This is a genomic window from Ferrovibrio sp. (genome assembly GCF_017994015.1).
Lineage (GTDB): Bacteria > Pseudomonadota > Alphaproteobacteria > Ferrovibrionales > Ferrovibrionaceae > Ferrovibrio.
On sequence record NZ_JAGOLP010000007.1, the window covers coordinates 77,927 to 99,792 of the forward strand.

The 21,866-nt window shown below is 64.4% G+C and carries 22 protein-coding genes and 1 tRNA gene; 14 read left to right on the forward strand and 9 right to left on the reverse strand.

Going from position 1 to position 21,866, the window contains the following annotated elements; translation table 11 throughout:
- Positions 1–66: 66 nt before the first annotated feature.
- Positions 67–534: a hypothetical protein gene (locus KBB36_RS06430; protein WP_290978141.1), complete on the forward strand. Its 468-nt coding sequence runs from the start codon at positions 67–69 to the stop codon at positions 532–534.
- A gap of 17 nt (positions 535–551) precedes the next feature.
- On the opposite strand, the gene KBB36_RS06435 is transcribed toward KBB36_RS06430, so the two are convergent.
- Positions 552–625 (reverse strand) — tRNA-Gln (locus KBB36_RS06435).
- 172 nt (positions 626–797) lie between these two features.
- Between KBB36_RS06435 and KBB36_RS06440 the strand changes: the two genes are divergently transcribed.
- Positions 798–998, forward strand: coding sequence for a PAS domain-containing protein (locus KBB36_RS06440; RefSeq protein ID WP_290978142.1), 201 nt, complete (start codon positions 798–800; stop codon positions 996–998).
- A 54-nt stretch (positions 999–1,052) separates the two neighbouring features.
- Positions 1,053–1,352 carry a hypothetical protein gene (locus KBB36_RS06445; RefSeq protein ID WP_290978143.1) on the forward strand — a complete coding sequence of 100 codons (300 nt, stop codon included), beginning with the start codon at positions 1,053–1,055 and terminating at the stop codon, positions 1,350–1,352.
- 16 nt (positions 1,353–1,368) lie between these two features.
- On the opposite strand, the gene KBB36_RS06450 is transcribed toward KBB36_RS06445, so the two are convergent.
- The 3 genes from KBB36_RS06450 to KBB36_RS06460 form a co-directional block, all read right to left on the reverse strand.
- A complete protein-coding gene (locus KBB36_RS06450) occupies positions 1,369–2,247 on the reverse strand; it encodes a 4-(cytidine 5'-diphospho)-2-C-methyl-D-erythritol kinase (protein WP_290978144.1) in 879 nt (292 codons plus the stop codon).
- A 127-nt stretch (positions 2,248–2,374) separates the two neighbouring features.
- Positions 2,375–4,174, reverse strand: a complete 1,800-nt coding sequence (locus KBB36_RS06455) for a tetratricopeptide repeat protein (RefSeq protein ID WP_290978145.1) — start codon at positions 4,172–4,174, stop codon at positions 2,375–2,377.
- A gap of 10 nt (positions 4,175–4,184) precedes the next feature.
- Entirely contained in the window at positions 4,185–5,846 is a 1,662-nt protein-coding gene (locus tag KBB36_RS06460) for an electron transfer flavoprotein-ubiquinone oxidoreductase (protein WP_290978146.1), read from the reverse strand.
- Positions 5,847–5,964: 118 nt separating this feature from the next.
- Here KBB36_RS06460 and KBB36_RS06465 point away from each other — a divergent pair, with 118 nt between their 5' ends.
- The 4 genes from KBB36_RS06465 to KBB36_RS06480 all read left to right on the forward strand — a co-directional run bounded on the left by KBB36_RS06465 (position 5,965) and on the right by KBB36_RS06480 (position 10,988).
- On the forward strand, positions 5,965–6,849 hold the full coding sequence (locus KBB36_RS06465) for a uracil-DNA glycosylase (RefSeq protein WP_290978147.1): 885 nt from the start codon (positions 5,965–5,967) through the stop codon (positions 6,847–6,849).
- On the forward strand, positions 6,846–8,066 hold the full coding sequence (locus tag KBB36_RS06470) for an MFS transporter (protein WP_290978148.1): 1,221 nt from the start codon (positions 6,846–6,848) through the stop codon (positions 8,064–8,066). The genes KBB36_RS06465 and KBB36_RS06470 overlap by 4 nt, the downstream gene beginning before the upstream one ends.
- 120 nt (positions 8,067–8,186) lie before the next feature.
- The gene (locus tag KBB36_RS06475) at positions 8,187–9,977 is read left to right on the forward strand and encodes a lytic transglycosylase domain-containing protein (protein WP_290978149.1); all 1,791 of its coding nucleotides are present in this window, start codon (positions 8,187–8,189) and stop codon (positions 9,975–9,977) included.
- 42 nt (positions 9,978–10,019) lie between these two features.
- Positions 10,020–10,988, forward strand: a complete 969-nt coding sequence (locus KBB36_RS06480) for a PAS domain S-box protein (protein ID WP_290978150.1) — start codon at positions 10,020–10,022, stop codon at positions 10,986–10,988.
- Between the two features lie 59 nt (positions 10,989–11,047).
- Here KBB36_RS06480 and phbB read toward each other — a convergent pair whose 3' ends face one another.
- The 3 genes from phbB to KBB36_RS06495 form a co-directional block, all read right to left on the reverse strand.
- Positions 11,048–11,770 carry an acetoacetyl-CoA reductase gene (phbB, locus tag KBB36_RS06485; RefSeq protein ID WP_290978151.1) on the reverse strand — a complete coding sequence of 241 codons (723 nt, stop codon included), beginning with the start codon at positions 11,768–11,770 and terminating at the stop codon, positions 11,048–11,050.
- Between the two features lie 77 nt (positions 11,771–11,847).
- Positions 11,848–13,023, reverse strand: a complete 1,176-nt coding sequence (locus KBB36_RS06490; protein ID WP_290978152.1) for an acetyl-CoA C-acetyltransferase — start codon at positions 13,021–13,023, stop codon at positions 11,848–11,850.
- Between the two features lie 112 nt (positions 13,024–13,135).
- A complete protein-coding gene (locus tag KBB36_RS06495; protein ID WP_290978153.1) occupies positions 13,136–14,431 on the reverse strand; it encodes an alpha/beta fold hydrolase in 1,296 nt (431 codons plus the stop codon).
- Here KBB36_RS06495 and KBB36_RS06500 point away from each other — a divergent pair.
- Genes KBB36_RS06500 through KBB36_RS06530 form a run of 7 tightly spaced genes read left to right on the forward strand, consistent with a single transcriptional unit; the run spans position 14,430 to position 21,183 of the window.
- Positions 14,430–14,690 carry a hypothetical protein gene (locus KBB36_RS06500; protein ID WP_290978154.1) on the forward strand — a complete coding sequence of 87 codons (261 nt, stop codon included), beginning with the start codon at positions 14,430–14,432 and terminating at the stop codon, positions 14,688–14,690. The genes KBB36_RS06495 and KBB36_RS06500 overlap by 2 nt on opposite strands.
- Before the next feature lie 17 nt (positions 14,691–14,707).
- Positions 14,708–15,355: a polyhydroxyalkanoate synthesis repressor PhaR gene (gene phaR, locus KBB36_RS06505; protein ID WP_290978155.1), complete on the forward strand. Its 648-nt coding sequence runs from the start codon at positions 14,708–14,710 to the stop codon at positions 15,353–15,355.
- A 14-nt stretch (positions 15,356–15,369) separates the two neighbouring features.
- Entirely contained in the window at positions 15,370–17,247 is a 1,878-nt protein-coding gene (locus tag KBB36_RS06510) for an adenylate/guanylate cyclase domain-containing protein (RefSeq protein ID WP_290978156.1), read from the forward strand.
- 37 nt (positions 17,248–17,284) lie between these two features.
- Positions 17,285–17,767 carry a hypothetical protein gene (locus KBB36_RS06515; RefSeq protein ID WP_290978157.1) on the forward strand — a complete coding sequence of 161 codons (483 nt, stop codon included), beginning with the start codon at positions 17,285–17,287 and terminating at the stop codon, positions 17,765–17,767.
- 42 nt (positions 17,768–17,809) lie between these two features.
- Positions 17,810–19,336, forward strand: a complete 1,527-nt coding sequence (gene glpD, locus KBB36_RS06520; RefSeq protein ID WP_290978158.1) for a glycerol-3-phosphate dehydrogenase — start codon at positions 17,810–17,812, stop codon at positions 19,334–19,336.
- Positions 19,333–20,325 (forward strand): 2-dehydropantoate 2-reductase, encoded by a 993-nt coding sequence (locus KBB36_RS06525; protein ID WP_290978159.1) that lies wholly within the window; start codon positions 19,333–19,335, stop codon positions 20,323–20,325. The genes glpD and KBB36_RS06525 overlap by 4 nt, the downstream gene beginning before the upstream one ends.
- A gap of 3 nt (positions 20,326–20,328) precedes the next feature.
- A complete protein-coding gene (locus tag KBB36_RS06530; RefSeq protein WP_290978160.1) occupies positions 20,329–21,183 on the forward strand; it encodes an alpha/beta hydrolase in 855 nt (284 codons plus the stop codon).
- 18 nt (positions 21,184–21,201) lie between these two features.
- On the opposite strand, the gene KBB36_RS06535 is transcribed toward KBB36_RS06530, so the two are convergent.
- Positions 21,202–21,546, reverse strand: a complete 345-nt coding sequence (locus KBB36_RS06535; protein WP_290978161.1) for a helix-turn-helix transcriptional regulator — start codon at positions 21,544–21,546, stop codon at positions 21,202–21,204.
- A complete protein-coding gene (locus tag KBB36_RS06540) occupies positions 21,543–21,806 on the reverse strand; it encodes a type II toxin-antitoxin system RelE/ParE family toxin (RefSeq protein ID WP_290978162.1) in 264 nt (87 codons plus the stop codon). The genes KBB36_RS06535 and KBB36_RS06540 overlap by 4 nt, the downstream gene beginning before the upstream one ends.
- Between the last annotated feature and the right edge of the window lie 60 nt (positions 21,807–21,866).

Genomic DNA, 21,866 nt, shown 5'->3' on the forward strand with positions numbered 1-21,866 from the left:
CTGCGCCTTCATTCAGCCACGATCAAGCGGCAGTCTGCCAGCATGGCTTATCCAAGGAGACATGCCATGTACAAGCATCTGGCCGAAGCTGGTTTGGCCGCCCTGCTGATCGCCCTGGCGCCGCAGGTGGCCAAGGCCGACAGTTTCTCTTTCGGCTATTCGAGTGGGCCCTGGCATTCTCGGCCATGGTACGATAACGGCTATCGCCAGCGCGGCCATGCCTATGGCCCGCGCCATTCCCATGGCAGGGATTACCGCGGCGGCTATTGGGGCCCGCCGGCCTATCGCCCGCGTGTGGTGCTGATTGAACCGCCGCGCACACGCTATTATGTGCCGCCGCCGCCGGTTTATTATGCCCCCGCGCCCTATGGCGGGCCAAACATTTCCGCCGTGCCGGCCTCGCCGGTCTACCAGGCGCAAAATGGCCAATATTGCCGCGAATACCAGGCCACCGTGGTGGTGAATGGCGCGCCGCAAGCCAGCTACGGCACCGCCTGCCTGATGCCCGACGGCGCCTGGCGCATCGTGAATTAAGCTTGGAAGAGAAGGATTGGCTGGGGTGCCTGGATTCGAACCAGGGATGACGGTACCAAAAACCGTTGCCTTACCGCTTGGCTACACCCCAGCAGCATGCCGGCCAGACGAGCGCCTGGTTGGCTGCGGGCGGGCCGGAAGATAGTCGGATCGCCCCGGCTTTTCCAGCCTTTCGGGCGGCTTTTGCGTTGCGACGTGGTGTTTGCCTTTGGCCAGGGCTGCAACTAGGATTTGCGACAATCATCGAGAGATTGCCGCACACCGTGACCAGCCCCACCAGTATCCCCGCCAGCCCGCTCCCCCTGCCCGATATGGCCGCCTTTGCCCATGTGAAGGATGGCCTGCTGCGCGACCTGCTGGCTTATTATCTGGCACGGCGCGATGGCGCCCGGGTGCCGCTGCGCAGCCGCATCGCACCGATGGATTTCCCCAAATTGCTCAGCAATGTGTTCCTGTATGAATAAGTTGCGGCGGATGACGATTTTTATATCCGCCTGGCGGGTGAGGAAATCCGCACCATGCTGCAAACCACACGCCAGGGCGCCAAGCTGGCCGAAGTGTTTCCGCCTGAGATTGCCACCGTGGTGCGCGAGCGCTACCGCCAGGTCTGCCGCGATGGCAGCGTGATGCATAATATCGGCCTGGTATTTGAGCGGATGGGCGGCAGCGGCGAAGGCGAACGCATTGCCATGCCGTTGGCCGATGATCGGGGCGTGGTGCGCTTCCTGCTTGGCGCCACGGTATATCACTTTCCGCAACAGGCCGCGGCTTCGCACCCCAATGTGGAAAAAGTGACGATCACTTTCACGCCGCTCTGAAATATTTTGCTTCGGCTCAGATTGCCGTTGCCGCCACCCACCAGCCAGGATGCGCGCGGCCCAAGGCACGCGCCGCATGCTCGGCCAGCCTGGCCTCGGCAAACAGGCCGAAGCAGGTGGCGCCCGAGCCGGATAGCCGCGCCAGCAGGCAGCCGCTCTGCGCCTTGAGCGCCGCCAGAACCGGATCGATTGCCGGGGCCAGGAAACGCGCCGGTGCTTCCAGATCGTTGCGACGCTGGCGCAGCAGAATGGCCAGATCGGCTGCACTGCCCGGGCAGCGCGGCCACGGATCAGCCGGGCTGGTGGCGCCGTTCAGCGCGGCAAACACATCGCGGGTCGGCAAAGCAACGCCGGGATTGACCAGCACCAGCCAGGCCGGCGGCAAAGGCCCCAGGCTGCTTGCCAGCGGCAGCAGGATTTCGCCGATGCCGCGCATCTGCGCCGGCTGCCCCAGCAGGCAGACCGGCAGATCGGCGCCGAGCGCCAGGCCAAGCCGCGCCAAGGCATCGTCATCATGCCCAAGCTGCCAAAACTGGTTCAGCAGCCGCAGGGCCGCCGCCGCATCAGCCGAGCCGCCGCCAATGCCGGAAGCCAACGGCAGATTCTTGCGCAAGCTCAGCCGGGCGCCCAGCGGTCGGTCGGCAGCCAGCAAGCGGGCGGCACGCAGCACCAGATTGTCAGGCTCAGCCGCCAGGCCGTCGCCAAATGGTCCGTCGATATCGAGGGCTAACTGCGTATCCGGGGCAACGGCCAGCGTATCAGACGCCGCCGGATCGCGCGCAAACACCACCAGGCTTTCCAGCTCGTGGTAGCCATTGGGCCGCTTATGCGTGACATGCAGGAAAAGGTTGATCTTGGCCGGCGCGAGCCGCTCGGCGCGATTGCTGCCAGCCATCACAAAACCCCGTCGTCACCCCCGGGCTTGACCCGGGGGTCTGCCCATCGAGGGTAACGAGATGCGCGGGTCAAGCCCGCGCAAGACGACGGAGCAAATGGCCGGGCCTGAGCGTAATGCCGCCCATTCACTTCTGTGCCACCGGATCGAGGCCCACTTCGAGCTTCTGCCGTACCTTCTGCTCAAGCTCGGCTTCCGGCTTGAGGCCGAGGGCGCGGCGCCACTGGAACTGCGCCTCGGCGCGGCGGCCAACCTTCCAATAGGCATCGCCCAGATGATCGGTGATCACCGCATCGCCGCCCTTCAATTCCACCGCGCGTTCAAGCTGCGTCACAGCTTCCTCGTAACGACCGAGACGGTAATAGGCCCAGCCAAGTGAATCGACGATGGCGCCATCATTCGGCCGCAACGCCACGGCGCGCTTGATCATGTCGGTGGCACGGTCAACATTGCGGTTCATGTCAACCCAGGTATAGCCGAGATAATTCAGCACCATCGGCTGATCGGGCTGGAATTCCAGCGCTTTCAGCATGTCAACTTCGGCCTTGTCCCACTGCTTCGAGCGTTCCAGCGCGATGCCGCGGCCGAACAGCACAATCCAGTGGCGGTTTTCCAGCGCTGGCAGACGCTCGATTGCAGCGTTGTATTCGCGCACCGCGTCGGTCCATTTCTCCATCTGGCGATACAGGTCGGCCAGGGTCAGGAGCGGCCGCGCATCATCCTTGCGTTCGCGCGCCATGCGGCGCAGCAGCCGCACGGCTTCGTCATGGTCGCCGCTTTCATTGACACACCAGGCGATACGCAGCTTGGCGGTATCGGCGAAAGCACCATCGGGCCGCACCTCACCATAGGCCTTGATGGCGCGCTCCCATTGCTTGCGGCTCTCATAGATATCGGCCAGCGAAACCCGCGCATCATCCAGATCGGGCCGCAAAGCCAGCGCAAGCTGGAGATGCAGTTCGGTCAATTCGCCGCCATCATTGCGGCCAAAGGCGGTGGCGGCAGCCAGCAGGCTTTCGGCAAAACCTTCATTGGCATTGCCAACCAGCGGCGCCACGCCGCTGGCATTGGCCTGCTTCAGCCGCAAGGCGGCCATTTGCAACGTGCTGTTTTCCGGATTCTGCTTCTGATGCTGTGCCACCAGGGCCCGCGCCTCGTCAACCCGGCCGCGGCGTTGCAGGAAGCGGCTATAGGCATCCACCTGCCGGATGCCAACGCGCTCGCCCTTGGCCATTGCCGCGCGATATTCCGCGTCGGCCGCGCTGTCACGGCCCAGCGCTTCCAGCAGCAGCGGCTTAAGATGATCGTGCACACCGCCAAAAAGCGGGTTGCGGTCGAGCTTGCCCAGCGCTTCCAGGGCGCGGTCAGCCTCGCCCTTGCCGGCATAGGCCCAGGCAGCAATCAGCGGATTGAAGGCGGAGTGAATGCCGCTGGTCGGCCCTTCGGCCACCAGCTGCAAAGCGGCATCGTAATCCCGCCGCAGCATCGCCCCGGTGGCAACCGCGATGCGGGCCACATGATCGCCGGGATTGCCATCCCGCAGGATGCCGGCCAGTTCCAGTGCCTGCGGCACACGGCCATCTGCCAGCAGCGAGAGGAAGGCGCCCTGGGTGAGCATGCCGCTGCGCGGTTCTTCATTCAGCGCGCGCAGATAAAAATTTGCGGCCGAGGCGTGATCAAAACTCAGCCGGGCATGACGCGCGGCCAGGAAATGACCATAGGGCGAGTCGAGCGTGGCCGTAGGCGCATGCACCACATGCGGCTCTGCTGCCGGCGCCGGCACCGGGGCCGATGTGCGCATCGTGCAGCCGGCCAGCAGCAGGGGCGCCAGCGCCGCCGTAACCAGCACCCTGGCCAAGCCACCGCCCTTGCCGATCAGGGCGGCATGAGCGGCGCGGAATGGAGCCTGGATGTTGGCCGGATGCATGAATGCTGCCTCACATATTGGGATAGTTCGGACCGCCGCCACCTTCCGGCACGGTCCAATTGATATTCTGGGCCGGATCTTTGATGTCGCAAGTCTTGCAGTGAACACAATTTTGCGCGTTGATCTGGAAACGCGGATTGCTGCCATCCGCCTCCCGCAACACCTCATACACGCCCGCCGGGCAATAGCGCTGCGCCGGCTCATCATAGACCGGGAGATTGCGCGCAATCGGGATGCTCGGATCGGCCAGCCGCAAATGGATCGGCTGATCTTCCTCGTGATTGGTGCTGGACAGGAAAACCGACGACAGCTTGTCGAAGCTGATCTTGCCATCCGGTTTCGGATAATTGATCGGCTTGCATTCCTTGGCCGGCTTCAGCGTTTCGTGATCGGCCTTGCCATGGCGCGTGGTCCAGCCCACCAGAAAGCCGAGGCCGATATCGTTGAGCCACATATGCAGGCCGCCGATGGCAGTGCCGAGCCACATGCCGTATTTCAGCGCCGGCTTGACATTGCGCACCTTCCACAGGTCTTTCCAGATCCAGCTTTCGCGCACGGCTTCCGGATAGGCCGCCAGTTCGTCGCCGCCCTGGCTGCCATTCTTCAATGCTTCAAACGCCGCCTCGGCCGCCAGCATGCCGCTCTTCACCGCATTATGGCTGCCCTTGATGCGCGGCACATTGACGAAGCCGGCCGAACAGCCGATCAGCGCGCCGCCCGGGAAGGTCAACTTCGGGATCGATTGCAGGCCACCTTCGTTGATGGCGCGAGCGCCATAGGCGATCCGCTTGCCGCCCTCAAAAAACTCCCGCACGGAGGGATGCGTCTTGAAACGCTGGAATTCGTCAAACGGCGAAAGATAGGGATTCTCGTAATTCAGGTTGACCACAAAGCCCACGGCCACCTGATTATCTTCCAGGTGATACATGAAGCTGCCGCCGGCAGTGGCATTATCCAGCGGCCAGCCCTGGGTATGCACCACCAGGCCGGGTTTGTGCTTGGCCGGATCAACCTGCCACAGCTCCTTGATGCCGATGCCGAATTTCTGCGGGTCGACACCATCGCGCAGATTGAATTTCTGCATCAGCATCTTGGCCAGCGAGCCGCGCACACCTTCGGCGATCAGGGTGTATTTGGCGCGCAGTTCCACGCCCGGCGTATAGCTGCCCTTGTGCTCGCCATCGCGGCCAATGCCCATATCGCCGGTGGCCACGCCCACCACTTCGCCCTTGTCGCCATACAGCACTTCGGCAGCAGCGAAGCCGGGGAAGATTTCCACGCCCAGTTCTTCCGCCTGAGTTGCCAGCCAGCGGCACACATTGCCCAACGAGACGATGTAGTTGCCGTGATTATTCATCAGCGGCGGCAGCATGAAATTCGGCACGTGGATATGGTTCGCTTCGGTGAGGATGAGGAAACGATCCTCGGTCACCGGCGTATTGAGCGGTGCGCCCTTTTCCTTCCAATCCGGAATCAGTTCGTTGAGGCCGATCGGGTCGACCACAGCGCCGGAGAGAATATGCGCGCCGACTTCGGAACCTTTTTCGATCACGCAGACCGAAATGTCATGATCCTGCTCGGCGGCAAGCTGCTTCAGGCGGATGGCGGCGGACAAGCCGGACGGGCCGGCGCCCACCACCACCACATCATATTCCATCGTTTCGCGTTCCATCCCCGCACCTATCGCTGGTCTATCTGGCGCTGCTGGCGCCGCTGCATTGCTTGACTATAGGCCCCTGCTTACCAGACTATGGCCGGCAAGCCAACGGCGCCGGGCGCGGACATAAGCTATGTATGCCAACGAATTAGGCCGGGAAAGCCCCGATGAAATATTGAGTGCCGGGGCGCTCCTGCGGTTCTATGTCGAGGCCGGGGCGGATGAATGTATCGGCGATATGCCGGTTGATCGCACCGAAGCACCGCCAGCCCGCCCCAGCATGGCGGCGCCCGCCGCGCCGGCAACACGGCCAGCCGCGCAAAATCCGCCACAGCGCCTGCCGCCCGGTTCGGCTGCCAACGCACCGCCGCCGCTGCGTCAACCAGCCTCGCCGGCTTTGCTTTCGGCCCAGGCCGCCGAAACCGCCGCCAGCCGTGCCGCACGCGCCTGCGACGATGTGGCGCAGCTCAGGGCCGCCGTTGCCGCCTTTGAGGGCTGCGCGCTCAAGGCCACGGCCACCAACACGGTCTTTGCGCGCGGCAACCCGGCGGCGCCGCTGATGCTGATCGGCGAAGCGCCGGGCCGCGACGAGGATGCCCAGGGTTTCCCCTTTGTCGGCCAGAGTGGCCAGTTGCTGGACCGCATGCTGGCCGCCATCGGCCGCGACGAGCAGAATGCCTATATCTCCAACGTGATCTTCTGGCGCCCACCGGGCAACCGCGATCCTTCGCCGGAGGAAATCATCGCCTGCCGGCCGTTTGTTGAGCGCCATATCGCCCTGGTGCGGCCGCGCGTCATCGGCCTGGTCGGGCGCCATGCCGCCGCCACCCTGCTCGGCACCAGCCAGGGCATCACCAAGCTGCGCGGCAAATGGCTGGTTTATACCCGCGACGGGCTGGAAATCCCGGCCCTGCCGATGCTGCACCCGGCCTATCTGCTGCGCCAGCCCGGCCTGAAGCGCGAAGCCTGGCGCGACATGCTCAGCCTGGCGCTGAAACTGGAAGAACTGGGCGCGTGAGCCGCCTCTTTTATGGCTGGATCGTGGTGGCCGCCGCTTTTGCGGTGATGTTCACCGGCTTCGGCGCCGCCTATACCTTTCCGGCGTTTTTCGAGCCGCTGCGCAGCGAATTCGGCGCCGACCGCGCCACCGTGTCGCTGGTCTTCTCGCTGGCCGCGTTTCTGTATTTTGTCCTGGGCGCAGTCAGCGGCCCACTGGCCGACCGGCTCGGGCCGCGCCCGGTGATCGGCTTTGGCCTGGCCTGTGTTGCCGGTGGCATGATCGCCGCCAGCTTCGCCAACAGCCTGGGCACGGTGCTGCTGGCCTACAGCATCGGCATGGGCGTGGGCATCGGCTTTTCTTATGTGCCGGCCATCGGCACGGTGCAGCATTGGTTCATCCAGAAACGTGGCCAGGCTTCCGGCCTGGCGGTGATGGGCATCGGCCTGGGCACCGTGGTGATGCCGCCCTTTGCCGCCTGGCTGATCGACAGCCTGTCCTGGCGGCAGACCTATTTCTGGCTTGGCATCGGCTTCGGCCTGCTTGGCCTGCTGGCTGTGCTGGCCTTGCGTGCCGATCCGGCGGCGATGGGGCTGCGGCCCGATGGCGCCACGGCGTCGAGCAAAACAGCGGCAGGCAGCACCGCGCTTAGCGGCTTCACCCTGCGCCAGGCTTTGCGGCATCGGGTTTTCTGGCTGCTGTATCTGGCCTGTGCGCTGAACTGCATCGGCACGTTTGTGCCCTTTGTGCATCTGGCCGCCTTCGCCCAGGATCAGGGTTTGGGGCGCGAACAGGGGGTGTGGCTGGTGGGATTGATCGGCATCGGCTCGATGGCCGGGCGTTTCCTGCTTGGCGGCGTGGCCGACCGGCTGGGGCGCGGCCCGGCCTTTGCCGCCGCCATGCTGGGTTCCGGCCTGATGCTGGCCTATTGGCCGTTTGCCCAGGGTTTTATTGCCCTGGGCGGTTTCGCCCTCGGTTTCGGGTTGTGTTATGGCGGCTTCGTCGCTCTGGCCCCGGCAATCACGGTGGACCTGTTCGGCGCCCGCGCCGCCAGCGCCCTGATCGGCGCGCTCTATACCAGCGTGGCCTTCTCCACCCTGCTCGGCCCCACCCTGGCCGGCTTCGCCTTCGACCGCACCGGCAGCTACAGCGTGCCGATCTTTGTCAGCGCCGCCACCTGCGGCCTGGGCGCGCTGATTGTCTGGCTATTACCCCGGCATTTGGCATCACCCGCATAAGTTGCTCAATATATGCTTGCCCACTAGCGTGTATTGCGGTATCCGGTCTGGGTCATGCCAAGCCTTGCCCGACCCGAAACGATCCGGCGGCCGCAGCAGACGGGGGAAGGCTTGCGCGGCATGCTGCGCCGGAGCCTAGGCGCCGTTTTGCTTGCTATCGCATTCCAGCTCGCCGTTGCGCCTGCCAGTCAGGCGCAGCCTTCGGATTTGCCTGTCATCCTGTCAGCGCAGGATACCGAGCTTTACGGGCGGATTTTTGAAGCCCAGGCCGAGCTGCGCTTCCAGGAAGCCGACAAGCTTTTGAAGCAGGTGAAGCAACCGCTGCTGCACGGCCATGCGCTGCATCAGCGCTACACACATCCCAACGGCTATAATGCCTCCTATGCCGAACTGAGCCAGTGGATGCGCGATTACCGCGATCATCCCGGCGCCGAGGAAGTGTATCGTCTGGCGCTGAAGAAAAAAGCGCGCAAGGACAAGGCGCCGCCCAGCCCCACCGGCGTGCATACCGGCGAATTCCCCAACGATCCCGGCAGTGTGGCTACCACCCGCTCTCGCCCGCTGCCCAAGGAGCGCGACCCCGCCGCGGTTAAACTGATCGCCAAGGCTGAGGCCGAACTGGGGCAATTGCTGCGTAAGGACAAGGTGGCGCTGGCCGAAGCGCTGATCAACAAGCCGGAAATCCGTTCCAGGCTTTCAGCCTCGGAATTCGACGATTGGCGCCGCCGCGTTGCCTGGAGCTGGTTCCTGGATGGCGAAGACGAAAAGGCCCTGGCCCTGGCCGGGCCGGCGGCGCAACGTTCGCGCAGCCGCGTGCCGGAAGCTGATTGGGTGGCCGGCATCGCCGCCTGGCGCCTGGGCCGGCTCGACAATGCCGCGCATCATTTTGAAAACCTGGCTTTTTCACAAACCGCCTCGAACTGGGACAAGGCTGCCGGGGCTTGGTGGGGCGCCCGTGTCATGCTGCGGCTGCGTCAGCCGGCGGAAGCCTTCCGCCTGCTGCATGTGGCGGCCACCCAGGAACGCACCTTCTATGGCCTGCTGGCGCTGAGCCAACTTGGCCAGGAAATGCCGTTCTCCTGGGCGCCGGCGCCGCTGGAGCCGACTGATAGCGCCAAATTGCAGCAATTGCCCTCGGTGCGCCGCGCCCTTGCGCTGTCGGAAGTTGGCGAGGCGGTGCGTGCCGACCGTGAAATCGCCCGGCTGTTTTCGCAAGCCAGCGATCCGCTTGCCTTTGCCTTGCTCGGCCTGGCCGGCCGGCTGCAAACCCCGGCTTCGGCCATGCGCATCGGCCTGGCCTGGCGCAGCGTGAAGGGCGACGCCTACGACAATGCGATGTATCCGCTGCCGCCCTGGGAGCCGGAAGGCGGCTTCGCGGTTGACCGCGCCCTGATCTTTGCCTTCATGCGCCAGGAAAGCGCCTTCAACCCGCGCGCCTCTTCCAGCGCCGGTGCTGCCGGCCTGATGCAGCTGATGCCACGCACCGCCGGCTATATGGCGGGCGACAATTCGCTGCGCCATAAGAAAAGCCGCCATCGCTTGCTGGCGCCGGAATACAATATCGAACTGGGCCAGCGCTATTTGCAGCATCTGCTGGAAATGCCGATGATCCGGGGCAACCTGTTCTATCTGGCCGCAGCCTATAATGCCGGCCCGGGCAATCTGCAACGCTGGCTGCGCGAGGGCCGCGAAGCCGACCCGCTGCTGTTCATCGAAACCATACCACTTGGTGAAACCAGATTATTTGTGCAGCGTGTGCTGACCAATCACTGGATTTACCGCGCTCGCATCGGCCAGCCGCAGGATAGCCTGGCGGCCACCGTCACGGGTGACTGGCCGCTCTATCGCGCCTATGATAGCGCCGGAGATCTGCCGGGCGACGATCTGCGCACGGCAGAGAAGAAACCCTAACCCCAGGCCGAAAGCGGCACCATGGCCGCAAAACAGAACAGCATGCCAGCCACTGCCGAAACTGCCCAGCGCCAATTGGCGCGGCGCAGCATGATCGGCGTGTGTGTGTTGATGACCCTGGGCAGCCTCTATGGCCTTGGCGTGGCCGGGCCGGCCGGCCTGCTCTCGCCCTTTGAATGGTACAGCATCCCGCCCATGCTGCTGACCGGCTTTGTGCTGCTTGGCCTGCTTGCCTGGCGCGGCGACGAATGGCTGGCCGGCATCGCCCCGGCGCTCACTTTGTGGCTGGCGCTCTATGTTGTCGGCAATATCGCCAACGCGCTGTTTTTCGCTGCCAGCCCGGACAATATCCTGGTCTATCTCGGCTGGCTGGTGCCGCTCTATCTGTTCAGCTTCATCATCAACACGCGCCGCAATGGGCTGTGGCTGACCTGGCTGCTGGCCGCGCTGGTCACGGCTCTCCTTGTGGCCTATGGCCTGCTGCGTGGCAGCCCGGATGATCCGCTCACCGGCGCCCTGTTCAGCTGGACCGTGGCACAGCTTTCCGCCGTGCTGCTGGTGGGCGGCGTGGCCTCGTTCCGCGAGCGTTTCGCTGCCGAAAATGCCGCAGCGGCAGCCCTGATCGAAGCCAATAGCCGCATCACCGCGCTGGCCGAACGGCTGACCGAAAGCGAGGCGCGCAGCCGCCGCCTGATCGAACTCTCACCCGACGTGCCGCTGCTGGTGGATGCCGCCGGCCGGCTTACCGAAGTGACACCGAATTGCCGCCAGCTCTGGGGCCTGGATCGCGAGCAGATGCTGGGCCGCCCCTTTGCCAGCCTGTTTGCCGCCGAACAGCAATCGGCCGTTGTCGAGCAATTGCAGACCGCCAGCCAGGGCCAGGCAATGCAAGCCGACAAGATGCAGCCCGCCGCCATCCGCCATGTTGACGGCCGGGAATACCCGGTGCGCTGGTCGGCCAACTGGTCGGCAGCCGAGGCGCAATATTATATCTGGGTGCAGGCGGCCTGACACAAAAAAGCCCGCCATCGCTGGCGGGCTTCTGTTTCTCCGGCAATGCAGCACCCGGCTCAATACATATGCTGGCCGCCATTGATGCTGAGCGTCGAGCCGGTGACAAAGCCGCCCTCGTCGGCCACCAGGAACAACACGCCACGGGCAATTTCCTCGGCGCGGCCGAGGCGGCCAACCGGGATTTTGGCAACGATCTTTTCCAGCACATTGGCCGGCACCGCCGCCACCATTTCAGTGTCGATATAACCCGGTGCGATGGCGTTCACGGTGATGCCGCGCGCTGCACCTTCCTGGGCCAATGCCTTGGTGAAGCCATGGATGCCCGATTTGGCGGCGGCATAATTGACCTGGCCATACTGGCCGGCCTGGCCGTTGATCGAGCCGATATTGACGATGCGGCCAAAGCCGCGCTCGCGCATGCCGTCGATAGTGGCGCGGCACATGTTGAAGCAGCCGCCCAGATTGGTGTCGATCACTTCCTGCCATTGCGGCGGGGTCATGCGGTGCATGGTGCCGTCGCGGGTGATGCCGGCATTGTTGACGACGATATCCACCGGGCCAAGCTCACGCTCCACCTTCTTCACGCCTTCAACACAGGCGTTATAGTCGGCCACGCTCCACTTATAGGCCTTGATCCCGGTCTCGGCCTCGAAGGCACGCGCCTTCTCTTCGTTGCCGGCATAATTCGCCGCAACCTTGTAGCCGGATTGATGCAGCAGCTTGGAAATGGCGCCGCCGATGCCTCGGGTTCCGCCGGTGACGATTGCTACGCGCGACATGATGAGCCTCCTCGGTTTTTTTATGTGTCGCAGATAAGAAAACGGCGCCGGTTGTGGCCGGCGCCGTCGGGTGTTTTTTAATCGCGGGCCACGCACATGGCGATGCCCATGCCGCCACCGATGCACAGGGTTGCCAGCCCCTTCTTGGCATCGCGTCGCTGCATCTCATACAGCAGGGTCACCAGCACCCGGGCGCCCGAGGCGCCAATCGGGTGGCCGATGGCGATGGCGCCGCCATTCACATTCACCTTGTCGGTATCCCAGCCCAATTCCTTGTTGACGGCGCAGGCCTGGGCGGCAAAAGCCTCGTTGGCTTCCACCAGATCAAGATCGCTGGTGCTCCAGCCGGCCTTTGCCAGCGCGGCGCGGCTGGCCGGAATCGGCCCGGTGCCCATGATCTTCGGATCAACGCCCGACTGCGCCCAACTGACGATGCGGGCCAGCGGCTTGATGCCGCGCTGCGCCGCTTCCTCGGCGCTCATCAGCACCACGGCCGCGGCGCCGTCGTTGATGCCCGAGGCATTGGCTGCGGTCACCGAGCCATCCTTGGCAAAAGCCGGGCGCAGCCCCTTCATCGCCTCGATGGTGGCACCGTGGCGGATATATTCGTCCTGATCCACGATGGTGTCGCCCTTGCGGCCCTTGATCGTCACCGGCACGATCTCGTCCTTGAACTTGCCGGCTTTCTGCGCCGCCTCGGCCTTGTTCTGGCTCTTGACCGCAAATTCATCCTGCTGCTCGCGGGTGATCTGGAACTGCATCGCCACATTCTCGGCGGTCTGGCCCATATGGTAGCCATTGAAGGCATCCCACAGGCCATCACGGATCATGGTGTCGATGAAACCCAGGTCGCCCATCTTGTGGCCGGCGCGGAGATAGGCGGCATGCGGCGCCTGGCTCATGCTCTCCTGGCCACCAGCCACCACCACCTTGCTGTCGCCATTCTTGATCGCCTGGAAACCCAGCGCCACGGCGCGCAGGCCCGAGCCGCACAGCATGTTCACATTCCAGGCCGGCACTTCATTGGGCAGGCCGGCATTGATCGACGCCTGGCGCGCCGGGTTCTGGCCCTGCGCGGCGGTGAGGATCTGGCCCATGATCACTTCCGACACATCGGCCGGAGCCACGCCGGCCCGCTTCAGCGCGCCATCAATCGCCACCTGGCCCAGATAATGCGCCGGCACCCCGCTGAGCGTGCCGTTGAAAGAGCCGACCGGCGTGCGCGCGGCGGCTGCGATGACGATATCGGTCATGGGAATCCTCCTGATCCGTCTTTGGGTTGTGTTGCTTGTGCGAACGATACCGGGGGACGGCATCGCGCGGCAAGGGTCTGGCCGGTGCCAGTTCGTTTGCAGGCGTTAGACTTTAGGGTGCAAGCCCACCCGGCCCCTCCAGCCATTCCGCCAGCGGCTGCCATAGCCCGGCCTCGGCGCGAGGCCCAACCACCATGCCGATATGGCCGCTGGGCGCATCATGGCGCCAGGCCCCTGGCAGGGCATGGAACAGCGCCTCGGCGCCCGGCTTGGGCACCAGCTTGTCGCGTTCCGGCAGCACCACCAGGGCCGGCTTACGCCATAACCCGGGCAACACGGCCTGGCCGCCCACCAGCCACTCGCCGCGCACCGGGCTATTGGCGCCATACCAGCCTTGCAGGCATTCGCGCGCCACGGCATTGGCCAGCGGGATGCCATCGTTCAGCCAGTCTTCCATCGCCACAAAACGCTGCGCCGCTGCGCTATCCGGCGCGATGCTGGTGAAGGAGGTGAATTTTTTCAGCGCCGTGAGCGGATCGAGCGCCCAGAAGAAGCCTTGCAGCACATCCACCGCCATCGGTTCCGGCGCAGCGCCGGGCTGCGGCAACGGCGGCACCAGTTGCGGCGCCAGATGGCGTACCAGTTCAGCCTGATGCATGCCGCCGGCATGGAAATCCCATGGCGTGGCCAGCAACGCCAGGGCCGACACATCGGCCTGGCCGCGCAACGCCGCCGCCAGCGCCAGGTTGCCGCCCATGCAATAGCCCAAAAGCGGCAGCGGCCTGCCGCCATTGGCCTGGCGCGCCACGCCCAGGGCGCGGCCCAGCCGTGCAATATAAGCTGTAAGATCAAACGCCAATTCCGCTTCGCCGGGTGCGCCCCAATCCAGCAGCAAAGGCCGCAGGCCACGCTGCGCCAGATAACGCACCAGGCTCTGGCCCGGGGCCAGATCAAGCACGTAATGTCGGTTGACCAGCGAAGGCGCCAGCAGCAGCACCGGCCGAGAACTATCCGGCGCATAATCCAGCAGCCTTGTGCTGCCTTCCTGCCAGAGCGGCGCAGGCTCGGCGGCGACATCGCGGCGATAGGGGTGATCGCGATAGGCGCCAATGCCGAGCGCAAAACGGCTCAGGCGGGCAGCGGCTTCCTCGACAAGTGCGGTGGAGAAAGCCTCAGGCGGCAGGTTTGCGAGGCTTGCGCGCAGTGCGTCGTGCAGCGGGTTTTGCGCGGGATTCCAGGGCGGCAAGCCGTGTTTCGCACTCGGCCAGGCGGCGAGCGAGGTCAGCAAGATCAGATTGGCCGTGGCCAGATGCAGCGGCAGCGGGCGCGGCCCCGGCCGCCATTCCGGCTGCGGTTCCGGGTGTGGTTCCGGCTGCGCTTCCTGCTGTGGCTGCGGCGGCACCGGCATGCGGACCTACCTGGCCCAGCTTATGCCACATCGCCATCCACGAGCCGGAAAGTTCGGCCAGTTTAGGGTCGGTGGCGATGAGGCTGGCCTGTTCCTGCCACAGATCAAGGAAACGTTTGGCAAGCGCATTGGCATCGGCTTTGTCATCCATGCAGAGAGTATATCCGACCAGCCCGCCTGCGCCAGCTTTTCCGCATTGCATCGTAACCCTTGCACTGCACAGCGATTGCGAGTGATATATGAGTTCCAGGGCGGATAAAAGCGGAGCAACGCAACGTGGCGACCAGCGAGAATCAGAATGGTGCCTCCGGCACCGGCCCGGCTATCAAGATCAAGAAATACGCCAATCGCCGGCTCTACAACACGGCGACTTCATCTTATGTGACGCTGGAAAACCTCTGCCAGATGGTGAAGGACGGCCAGGATTTTGTGGTTGAGGATGCCAAGACCGGCGAGGACATCACCCGCTCGGTGCTGACCCAGATCATCTTTGAGGAAGAGAGCAAGACCGGGCAGAATCTGCTGCCGATCGGCTTCCTGCGCCGGCTGATTTCATTCTATGGCGACAGCCTGCAATCGCTGGTGCCGAGCTATCTTGATGTCTCGATGGCCTCCTTCCAGCGCAATCAGGAACATATGCGGCAATACATGGCCGAAGCCTTCGGCGAAATGTTTCCGTTTCGCAGCCTGGAAGAAATGGGCCGGCAGAATATCTCGATGTTCCAGCGCGCCATGACTATGTTCAATCCCTTCGGTACCCTGCCCGAGCCGCCGCCAGGCATGCCGGGCATGACACCGACCGCGCCGCCCGCCAGCAGCAGCGCGCAGCCAAGCGGGCCGACACCGGCCGATACCGACGCTTTGCAGCGCCAGCTTGAAGAATTGCGGCGCCAGGTTGAGGCGCTGGCCCGCCTCAAGCCGTGAGGCGTACCGGCTAAATGCCCCGAATCCTATTACCAGGATGGCGCCTGAGCATCGCCCAGGCGCTGGTGCTTGGCTTTGGCCTGCTGATGCTGCTGGCCGGCCTGGCCTATGGCACTGCCATGCTGTCGGGCCGCATCAACACGGTGGAATTGCTGCGCGACCGCAACCAGCGCCTGATCGATCAGGTGACCGACCGCATCCGCTCGAAACTGGAGCCGGTGCGCCAGCATCTGGAGGGTTTGCGGGATCGTATCGAGGCCGGCCGCGTCAGCCTCGACGACACCCAGCGGCTGGGCGATTACCTGTCGGCGATTCTGGACGGTGTGCCGCAGATCGATGCTGTGGGCGTGGTGCGGCAGGATTTGAGCGCCACGCGGGCGGTGCGCACCGCCGGCAGCGTGTATGTGCTGTATGACAGCCTGACCAATTATCCCAATGCCCAGGGCCGGCTGCGCGCCGCCGCCGATCTGATACGCGAGTTGCAAAGCCGCGGCCAGAGCCTGCGTGTGCTGCAATGGGGCGACCTGATCTGGGAGCCGGCTTTGCGCCAGCCGCTGATCAACCTGCGCGCCCCGCTCACCATCGGCGACCGCTTTGTTGGCGGCATGGCGGCGCTGGTTTCGCTCGGTTCACTGTCGCGTGTGCTGGAAGCCGACAGCATCGATGGCCACAGCATGAATTTCATCCTCTATGATGATAATTACGTGCTGGCGCACCCCACCCTGTCGAGCCACGAATATTATCTCTCGGCGGAAAAGCCGCTGCCCTTCCTGGAGGAAATCCACGATCCGGTGCTGACCAAAATCTGGTCGGGCCGGCGCGACAGCCAATTGGCCCGCGCCGTTGGCCGCGATGGCGGCAGCCATGTGGTGGAAGCCGAGGGGCGGCGCTGGATTTTCCTCTACCAGCGGCTGGAAGGCTATGGCGAACGGCCCTGGCTGGTTGGGCGCTATTTCCCGTTTGACGATATCGAGACCGAAGTGGAACGGCTGCAATTTGCTGCCGCTATCGGCGCCATCGGCCTGCTGCTGGCCTTGCTGATCGCCTGGCGGCTGGGCCGTGTCATCGGCCAGCCGATCCGCCAGCTGGCGGCTGCGGCCGGCCGGCTGCAACGGCTGGAATTTGACGGCCCGCCGCTCGACCGCCTGCGCCTGCGCGAATTGGACGATGCCGCCCAGGCGGTGAATGCCGCCACCGCCGCGCTGAGCTGGTTCGGCAATTATGTGCCGCGCAAACTGGTCAGCCGCCTGCTGCGCGAGGGCGAGGATGCGGTGAACATGTCGAAACAGCGCGATGTGACCGTGCTGTTCACCGATATTGTCGGCTTCACCTCGATCTCGGAAACCCTCACTGCGCCCGAAGTGGCCGATATGCTGAACCAGCATTTTGCCCTGCTGGCCGGCCATATCGAGGCCGAAGGCGGCGTGATCGACAAATTCATTGGCGATTCGGTGATGGCGGTGTGGGGCGCGATCAAACGCGACGAGGACCATGCCGGCCATGCATTGCGCGCCGTCGCCGCCATGTGTCGCGCGTTGGCAGCCGACAATGCGCGGCGCCGCATGCTGGACCTGCCGGTTTTGCGTATCCGCATCGGCCTGCATTCAGGCCCGGTGGTGGTGGGCAATATCGGCGCACCGAGCCGCATGAACTACACCGTGGTGGGCGATACGGTGAATATCGCCCAGCGCCTGGAGCAGCTTGGACGCGACTACATGACCGATACCGATGATTACGAAGTGCTGGCCAGCGGCATCACCGTGGCCCTGGCGGCGCCGCAGATCGGCCTGGATCCAACACCGGCGCCAACCGGGCATTTCCACGTCAAGGGCCGGGTTGAGCCGGTGGAAGTGGTGCAGCTTAACGCCACTCTGCGCCTGATCCGGTCTTAACCGGCTGTTAAGCGATCTTGAGTCATGACTCTCCCCCGTGAGCGGCATTCCTGGCATCATCATCACCCCTCCCCCGGTGCGCCCCGAGGCAACCGATAACGGTCGGTATGCGCGGGTAAATGAGCGCCAGGGCGGCGAACGCCGCGCTGCCGGGCCGAAGCTGGATTTTGCCGCCAGCCAGCTTGCCGGCGATGCCCAGCCACAAAACCAGGCCCCGGCGCAAATGCAGACCCGCGAGGCGGCCGCCGATGCCAGCGCAATGCTGGCGCGGCGCCGCACCGATAGCGGCAAACCCGGCGAGGTGCCGGCCGGGATCGAGATACCAACCCATCTGGAGCGCCGCCGCGCCTGGCGCGAGGCCAAGGGGCTGAACACCTTTCATGCCCAGAATCTGGCCCAAACCGAGGAAACCGCGCCGGATCGCGAAACCCGCAATGCCGCCAGCCTGGCCTACAAGGCGCGCAGCGGGCGCGGCATTCTGGATATCGACCTTGCGCAGCGGTTGAGCCTGACCGTATAAGTCAGCCTCGCGTTTTACTGAATCCGAGTGGTTTTTCTCCCCATGCAGCAGCAGCCTGCCGACCTGTTGGTCATCGGCGGCGGCGTGAACGGCACCGGCATCGCCCGGGACGCCGCCGGCCGTGGCCTCAGCGTTATCCTTGCCGAGCGCGGCGACCTTGCCGGCGCCACCTCGCAAGCCGCCACCAAACTGATCCATGGTGGCCTGCGCTACCTGGAGCAATATGAATTCCGCCTGGTGCGCGAAGCCCTGGGCGAGCGAGAAGTATTGCTGCGCCTGGCGCCACATATCATCTGGCCTTTGCGCTTTGTGCTGCCGCACCATCCCGGCCTGCGCCCGGCCTGGATGATCCGCATCGGCCTGTTCCTCTATGATCACCTTGCCAGCCGGGTCAGCCTGCCCGGCTCGATCGGCCTGGCGCTGACGGGCGACCCGCGCGGCGCACCGCTGAAGCCGCATTTCAAGCGCGGCTTTGAATATTCCGATGGCTGGGTGGACGATGCCCGCCTGGTGGTGCTGAACGCCATGAGCGCGCGCGAACTGGGCGCCGAGATCCATGTGCGCACCGCCGTGACTGCGGCGCGGCGCGAAAACGGCTTCTGGCATGCCACGCTGGTGGATCAGCACAGCGGCGCCAGCCGCGACGTTAAGGCACGCGGCATCGTCAATGCTGCCGGCCCCTGGGTGCGTGACCTGCTGGTAAGCGGCTTCGGCCGCCAGCCGAAAAACAGCGTGCGGCTGATCAAGGGCAGCCATATCGTCACCCGCAAGCTGTTTGAGGGTGAACACTGCTACATTTTCCAGAATGCCGATGGCCGCGTGCTGTTTGCTATTCCCTATGAGCATGATTACACGCTGATCGGCACCACCGATGTGGCACTCGACAAGCTGGATGGCCCGCCGGCAATCAGCGAAGCCGAAACCAGCTATCTGCTGGAAGCCGCCAGCGAGTATTTCGCCAAGCCGGTTGAGCGCGCGGATATCGTGTGGAGCTATGCCGGCGTGCGACCGCTTTACGATGATGGCGAAAATGATCCTTCCGCGATCACCCGCGATTATGTGCTCGACCTGGAAAGCGACGTGGCGCCGTTGCTCTCGGTCTATGGCGGTAAGCTGACCACCTACCGCCGCCTGTCGGAACATGCTGTAGACAAGCTGAAGCCGTTTTATCCGCAGATGCGCGGCGCCTGGACCGCCGGCAAGGCCCTGCCGGGCGGCGAGATCGGTGATTTTGAGGCTTTCCTGGCTGATCTGACGCGCCGCCATCCCGGCTTCGATGCCGCCTGGCTGCGCCAGCTGGCGCGGCGCCATGGCGGCCATTGCGATGCCATTCTAGGCCAGGCCACCAGCACAGCCGATCTGGGGGAATTTTTCGGCGCCGGACTTTATGCCGCCGAAGTGGATTGGCTGATGCGGCGCGAATGGGCGGTGGATGCCGATGACGTGCTATGGCGCCGCACCAAATGCGGCCTCAACATGAGCGCGGCGCAGCGCGAGCGCTTGCAGACCTGGATGCAGACGCATCGGCCTAACCAGACGGGCCAGGCAGACGGAATGCAGCAGCCATGAAAATTGCCATTATCGGCGCCGGCGCCATCGGCGGTTATATCGGCGGCATGCTGGCCCAGGCCCAGGCCGGCGGCGCCGATCTGGACGTGAGCCTGCTGGCGCGCGGCGCGCATCTGGCGGCGATCCAGGCGGATGGACTGCGTATCGAAAGCAAGGAAGCCAGCTTCACCGTGCGGCCGCGCGCCAGCGACGATCCGGCGGCATTGGGGCCGCAGGACATGCTGTTCATCACCGTGAAGGCGCCGGCGCTGCCCGAACTGGCGCCGCGCCTGAAGCCGCTGATCGGCCCTGAAACCGCCTGGGTGACGGCGATGAACGGCATCCCCTACTGGTATTTCCATGGCCATGCCGGGCCACTGGCCGGACACCGCCTGGCAAGCTGCGACCCGCAGGGCAATATCTGGCGCGATCTGCCGCCGGAGCGCGCCATCGGCGGCGTGTTATGGCTGCCGGCCAGTGTGCCGCAGCCCGGCCTGATCCGGCGCGGCAACGGCAACAGCGTCAGCCTGGGCGAGCCGGATGGCAGCAATACCGGCCGCATCGAAAAATTGGCCGCCGCCTTGCGCGCTGCCGGCGTGCAAGCACCGCTGCGGCCCAATATCCGCCAGGATATCTGGCACAAACTTTGGGGCAATCTCAGCTTCAGCCCGATTGCCGTGCTGACCCATTCCACCCTGGCCGAGATGGCCGGCGATGCCGGCACCCGCGCATTGGCGCGCAGCATGATGCTGGAAGCCCAGGCGGTGGGCCATGCGCTGGGCATCAATTTCCCGGTGGATGTGGATACCCGCATCGAGGAATCGGCGCAGATCGGCATGCACAAGCCGTCGATGCTGCAAGACCTGGAAGCCGGCCGGCCGATGGAGATCGAACAGATCACCGGCGTGATTGCCGAACTGGGCCGCCTGACCGGCAATCCCACCCCCACCATCGATCTGATGCTGGCGCTGGTGCGCCGGCGCGCAGCCACCTTATTACAGAGGAAGTGACGCATGGAATGGCGCGGCCTGAGCCAGCAAGCGCTGGAAGCGCAGTACAACCCGCGCATCGCCGCGCCGGATTTTGAACAGCATTTTGTTGCCTACCGGCAGCGGTCGGAAGCTGCCCGCGCCGCCCTGCTGGGCTATTACGACATCCGCTATGGCGACGGCCCGCTGCAAACCTATGATGCCTATCCGGCAACACAGCCCGGCGCACCGATCTTTGTGATTGTGCATGGCGGCTATTGGCGCGGGCTGGATAAAAGCCTGCACAGCTTTCTGGCCCCGGCCTATCACGCCGCTGGCTGCGCTGTGGTGAATATCAATTACGATCTGGCGCCGAAGGTGACACTGGATACCATCGTGGCGCAAACCCAGGCGGCGCTGGCGCATATCGCCGCCCATGCCGCACGCTACAATGGCGATGCCAGCCGCATGGTGGTGTTTGGCCATTCCGCCGGTGCGCATCTGGCCGCCGCCGCCTATGCCCTGCCCTGGCCGGCGCAGCTTGGCCCGCGCCCGCAGGCGACCGGCCTGGCGCTGGTTTCCGGCATCTATGATCTGGAGCCGGTGCTGCATATCGGCGTGAACCAGGAGATCGGCCTGGATGGCGCCACCGCGCAGCGTAATTCCCTGCTGCATCAGGCGCCCAGGCTGCCCGGTTGCCAGACCCTGATTGCCGTGGGCGGTGCCGAGCCGCAGGCCTGGCGCGACCAGAGCGATGATTTCCACCGCGCCTGCCGCGATGCCGGCAACCAGGCGCATCTGATGCAGATTGCCGGGGCGCATCACTTCAGCGTGCTTTACGCTGTCGAGGATGTGAAGCAGCCTTTGGGCGGCGCGATCCTGGCCTTGCTGAAAGGCTGAGCGGCCGGTATCCTTGGCCTAATCCTGGCGCGGCAGCAAGTCTTCGATCTCCACCTTCAGCGCCCGGGCCAGGGCTTGCAGGCTGCGCGCCGAGCCCTTGCGCGCCCCGGTTTCGATCTGCGTCACATAGGCCCGAGACAGGCCGGCTTTTTTCGCCAGCGCCTCAGCCGTGAGCTTGCGGTATTCGCGCCACACCAGCACGGGATTTTCGCCCTTGGCCATCCGAAAAGCCATATCGGCAGGAATGGTTTCCTCCGCAACAGACTCGCCCGCATCGCGCAAAAGCCGCTGATAGGCGGCCTTGGTCAAAATCACCAATTCCTCGCCTTTGGGGGTGCGGATCCATTGAATTTCTGCGTTCATCTGTCTGTCTTCCGGTAAATGTCACGCCGATGTCCAACTGCCACAATCTCGATCACGACGCCATCCTGATCAAAAATCACGCGATACTCGCCAACCCGCAGACGATAGCGATTGTCCTCGCCCTGCATCGCCACCACCTGGTTAGCGAAAACCGCCGGATCGGCGGCATATGCCAGCAGCTTGCTCTCAATACGCTCCACAGCTTGCAGCGGCAATTTCCGCAATTGCCGAGCCGCAGCTTTGGTGAAGCGGAGTTGCATAGCCGATATGTAGCATAAAGCTACATATGCTACAAAGGCATTTTTTTACACCTTTACCAT

What these genes read in the sequence shown, in the direction of transcription:
- KBB36_RS06430 (WP_290978141.1), top strand. Translation starts at nt 67, where the DNA reads ATGTACAAGCATCTGGCCGAAGCTGGTTTGGCCGCCCTGCTGATCGCC.
- KBB36_RS06445 (WP_290978143.1), top strand. Translation starts at nt 1,053, where the DNA reads ATGCTGCAAACCACACGCCAGGGCGCCAAGCTGGCCGAAGTGTTTCCG.
- KBB36_RS06450 (WP_290978144.1), bottom strand. Translation starts at nt 2,247, where the DNA reads ATGGCTGGCAGCAATCGCGCCGAGCGGCTCGCGCCGGCCAAGATCAAC.
- KBB36_RS06455 (WP_290978145.1), bottom strand. Translation starts at nt 4,174, where the DNA reads ATGCATCCGGCCAACATCCAGGCTCCATTCCGCGCCGCTCATGCCGCC.
- KBB36_RS06460 (WP_290978146.1), bottom strand. Translation starts at nt 5,846, where the DNA reads ATGGAACGCGAAACGATGGAATATGATGTGGTGGTGGTGGGCGCCGGC.
- KBB36_RS06465 (WP_290978147.1), top strand. Translation starts at nt 5,965, where the DNA reads ATGTATGCCAACGAATTAGGCCGGGAAAGCCCCGATGAAATATTGAGT.
- KBB36_RS06475 (WP_290978149.1), top strand. Translation starts at nt 8,187, where the DNA reads ATGCTGCGCCGGAGCCTAGGCGCCGTTTTGCTTGCTATCGCATTCCAG.
- KBB36_RS06480 (WP_290978150.1), top strand. Translation starts at nt 10,020, where the DNA reads ATGCCAGCCACTGCCGAAACTGCCCAGCGCCAATTGGCGCGGCGCAGC.
- phbB (WP_290978151.1), bottom strand. Translation starts at nt 11,770, where the DNA reads ATGTCGCGCGTAGCAATCGTCACCGGCGGAACCCGAGGCATCGGCGGC.
- KBB36_RS06490 (WP_290978152.1), bottom strand. Translation starts at nt 13,023, where the DNA reads ATGACCGATATCGTCATCGCAGCCGCCGCGCGCACGCCGGTCGGCTCT.
- KBB36_RS06500 (WP_290978154.1), top strand. Translation starts at nt 14,430, where the DNA reads ATGCGGACCTACCTGGCCCAGCTTATGCCACATCGCCATCCACGAGCC.
- KBB36_RS06495 (WP_290978153.1), bottom strand. Translation starts at nt 14,431, where the DNA reads ATGCCGGTGCCGCCGCAGCCACAGCAGGAAGCGCAGCCGGAACCACAC.
- KBB36_RS06510 (WP_290978156.1), top strand. Translation starts at nt 15,370, where the DNA reads ATGCCCCGAATCCTATTACCAGGATGGCGCCTGAGCATCGCCCAGGCG.
- glpD (WP_290978158.1), top strand. Translation starts at nt 17,810, where the DNA reads ATGCAGCAGCAGCCTGCCGACCTGTTGGTCATCGGCGGCGGCGTGAAC.
- KBB36_RS06525 (WP_290978159.1), top strand. Translation starts at nt 19,333, where the DNA reads ATGAAAATTGCCATTATCGGCGCCGGCGCCATCGGCGGTTATATCGGC.
- KBB36_RS06530 (WP_290978160.1), top strand. Translation starts at nt 20,329, where the DNA reads ATGGAATGGCGCGGCCTGAGCCAGCAAGCGCTGGAAGCGCAGTACAAC.
- KBB36_RS06535 (WP_290978161.1), bottom strand. Translation starts at nt 21,546, where the DNA reads ATGAACGCAGAAATTCAATGGATCCGCACCCCCAAAGGCGAGGAATTG.
- KBB36_RS06540 (WP_290978162.1), bottom strand. Translation starts at nt 21,806, where the DNA reads ATGCAACTCCGCTTCACCAAAGCTGCGGCTCGGCAATTGCGGAAATTG.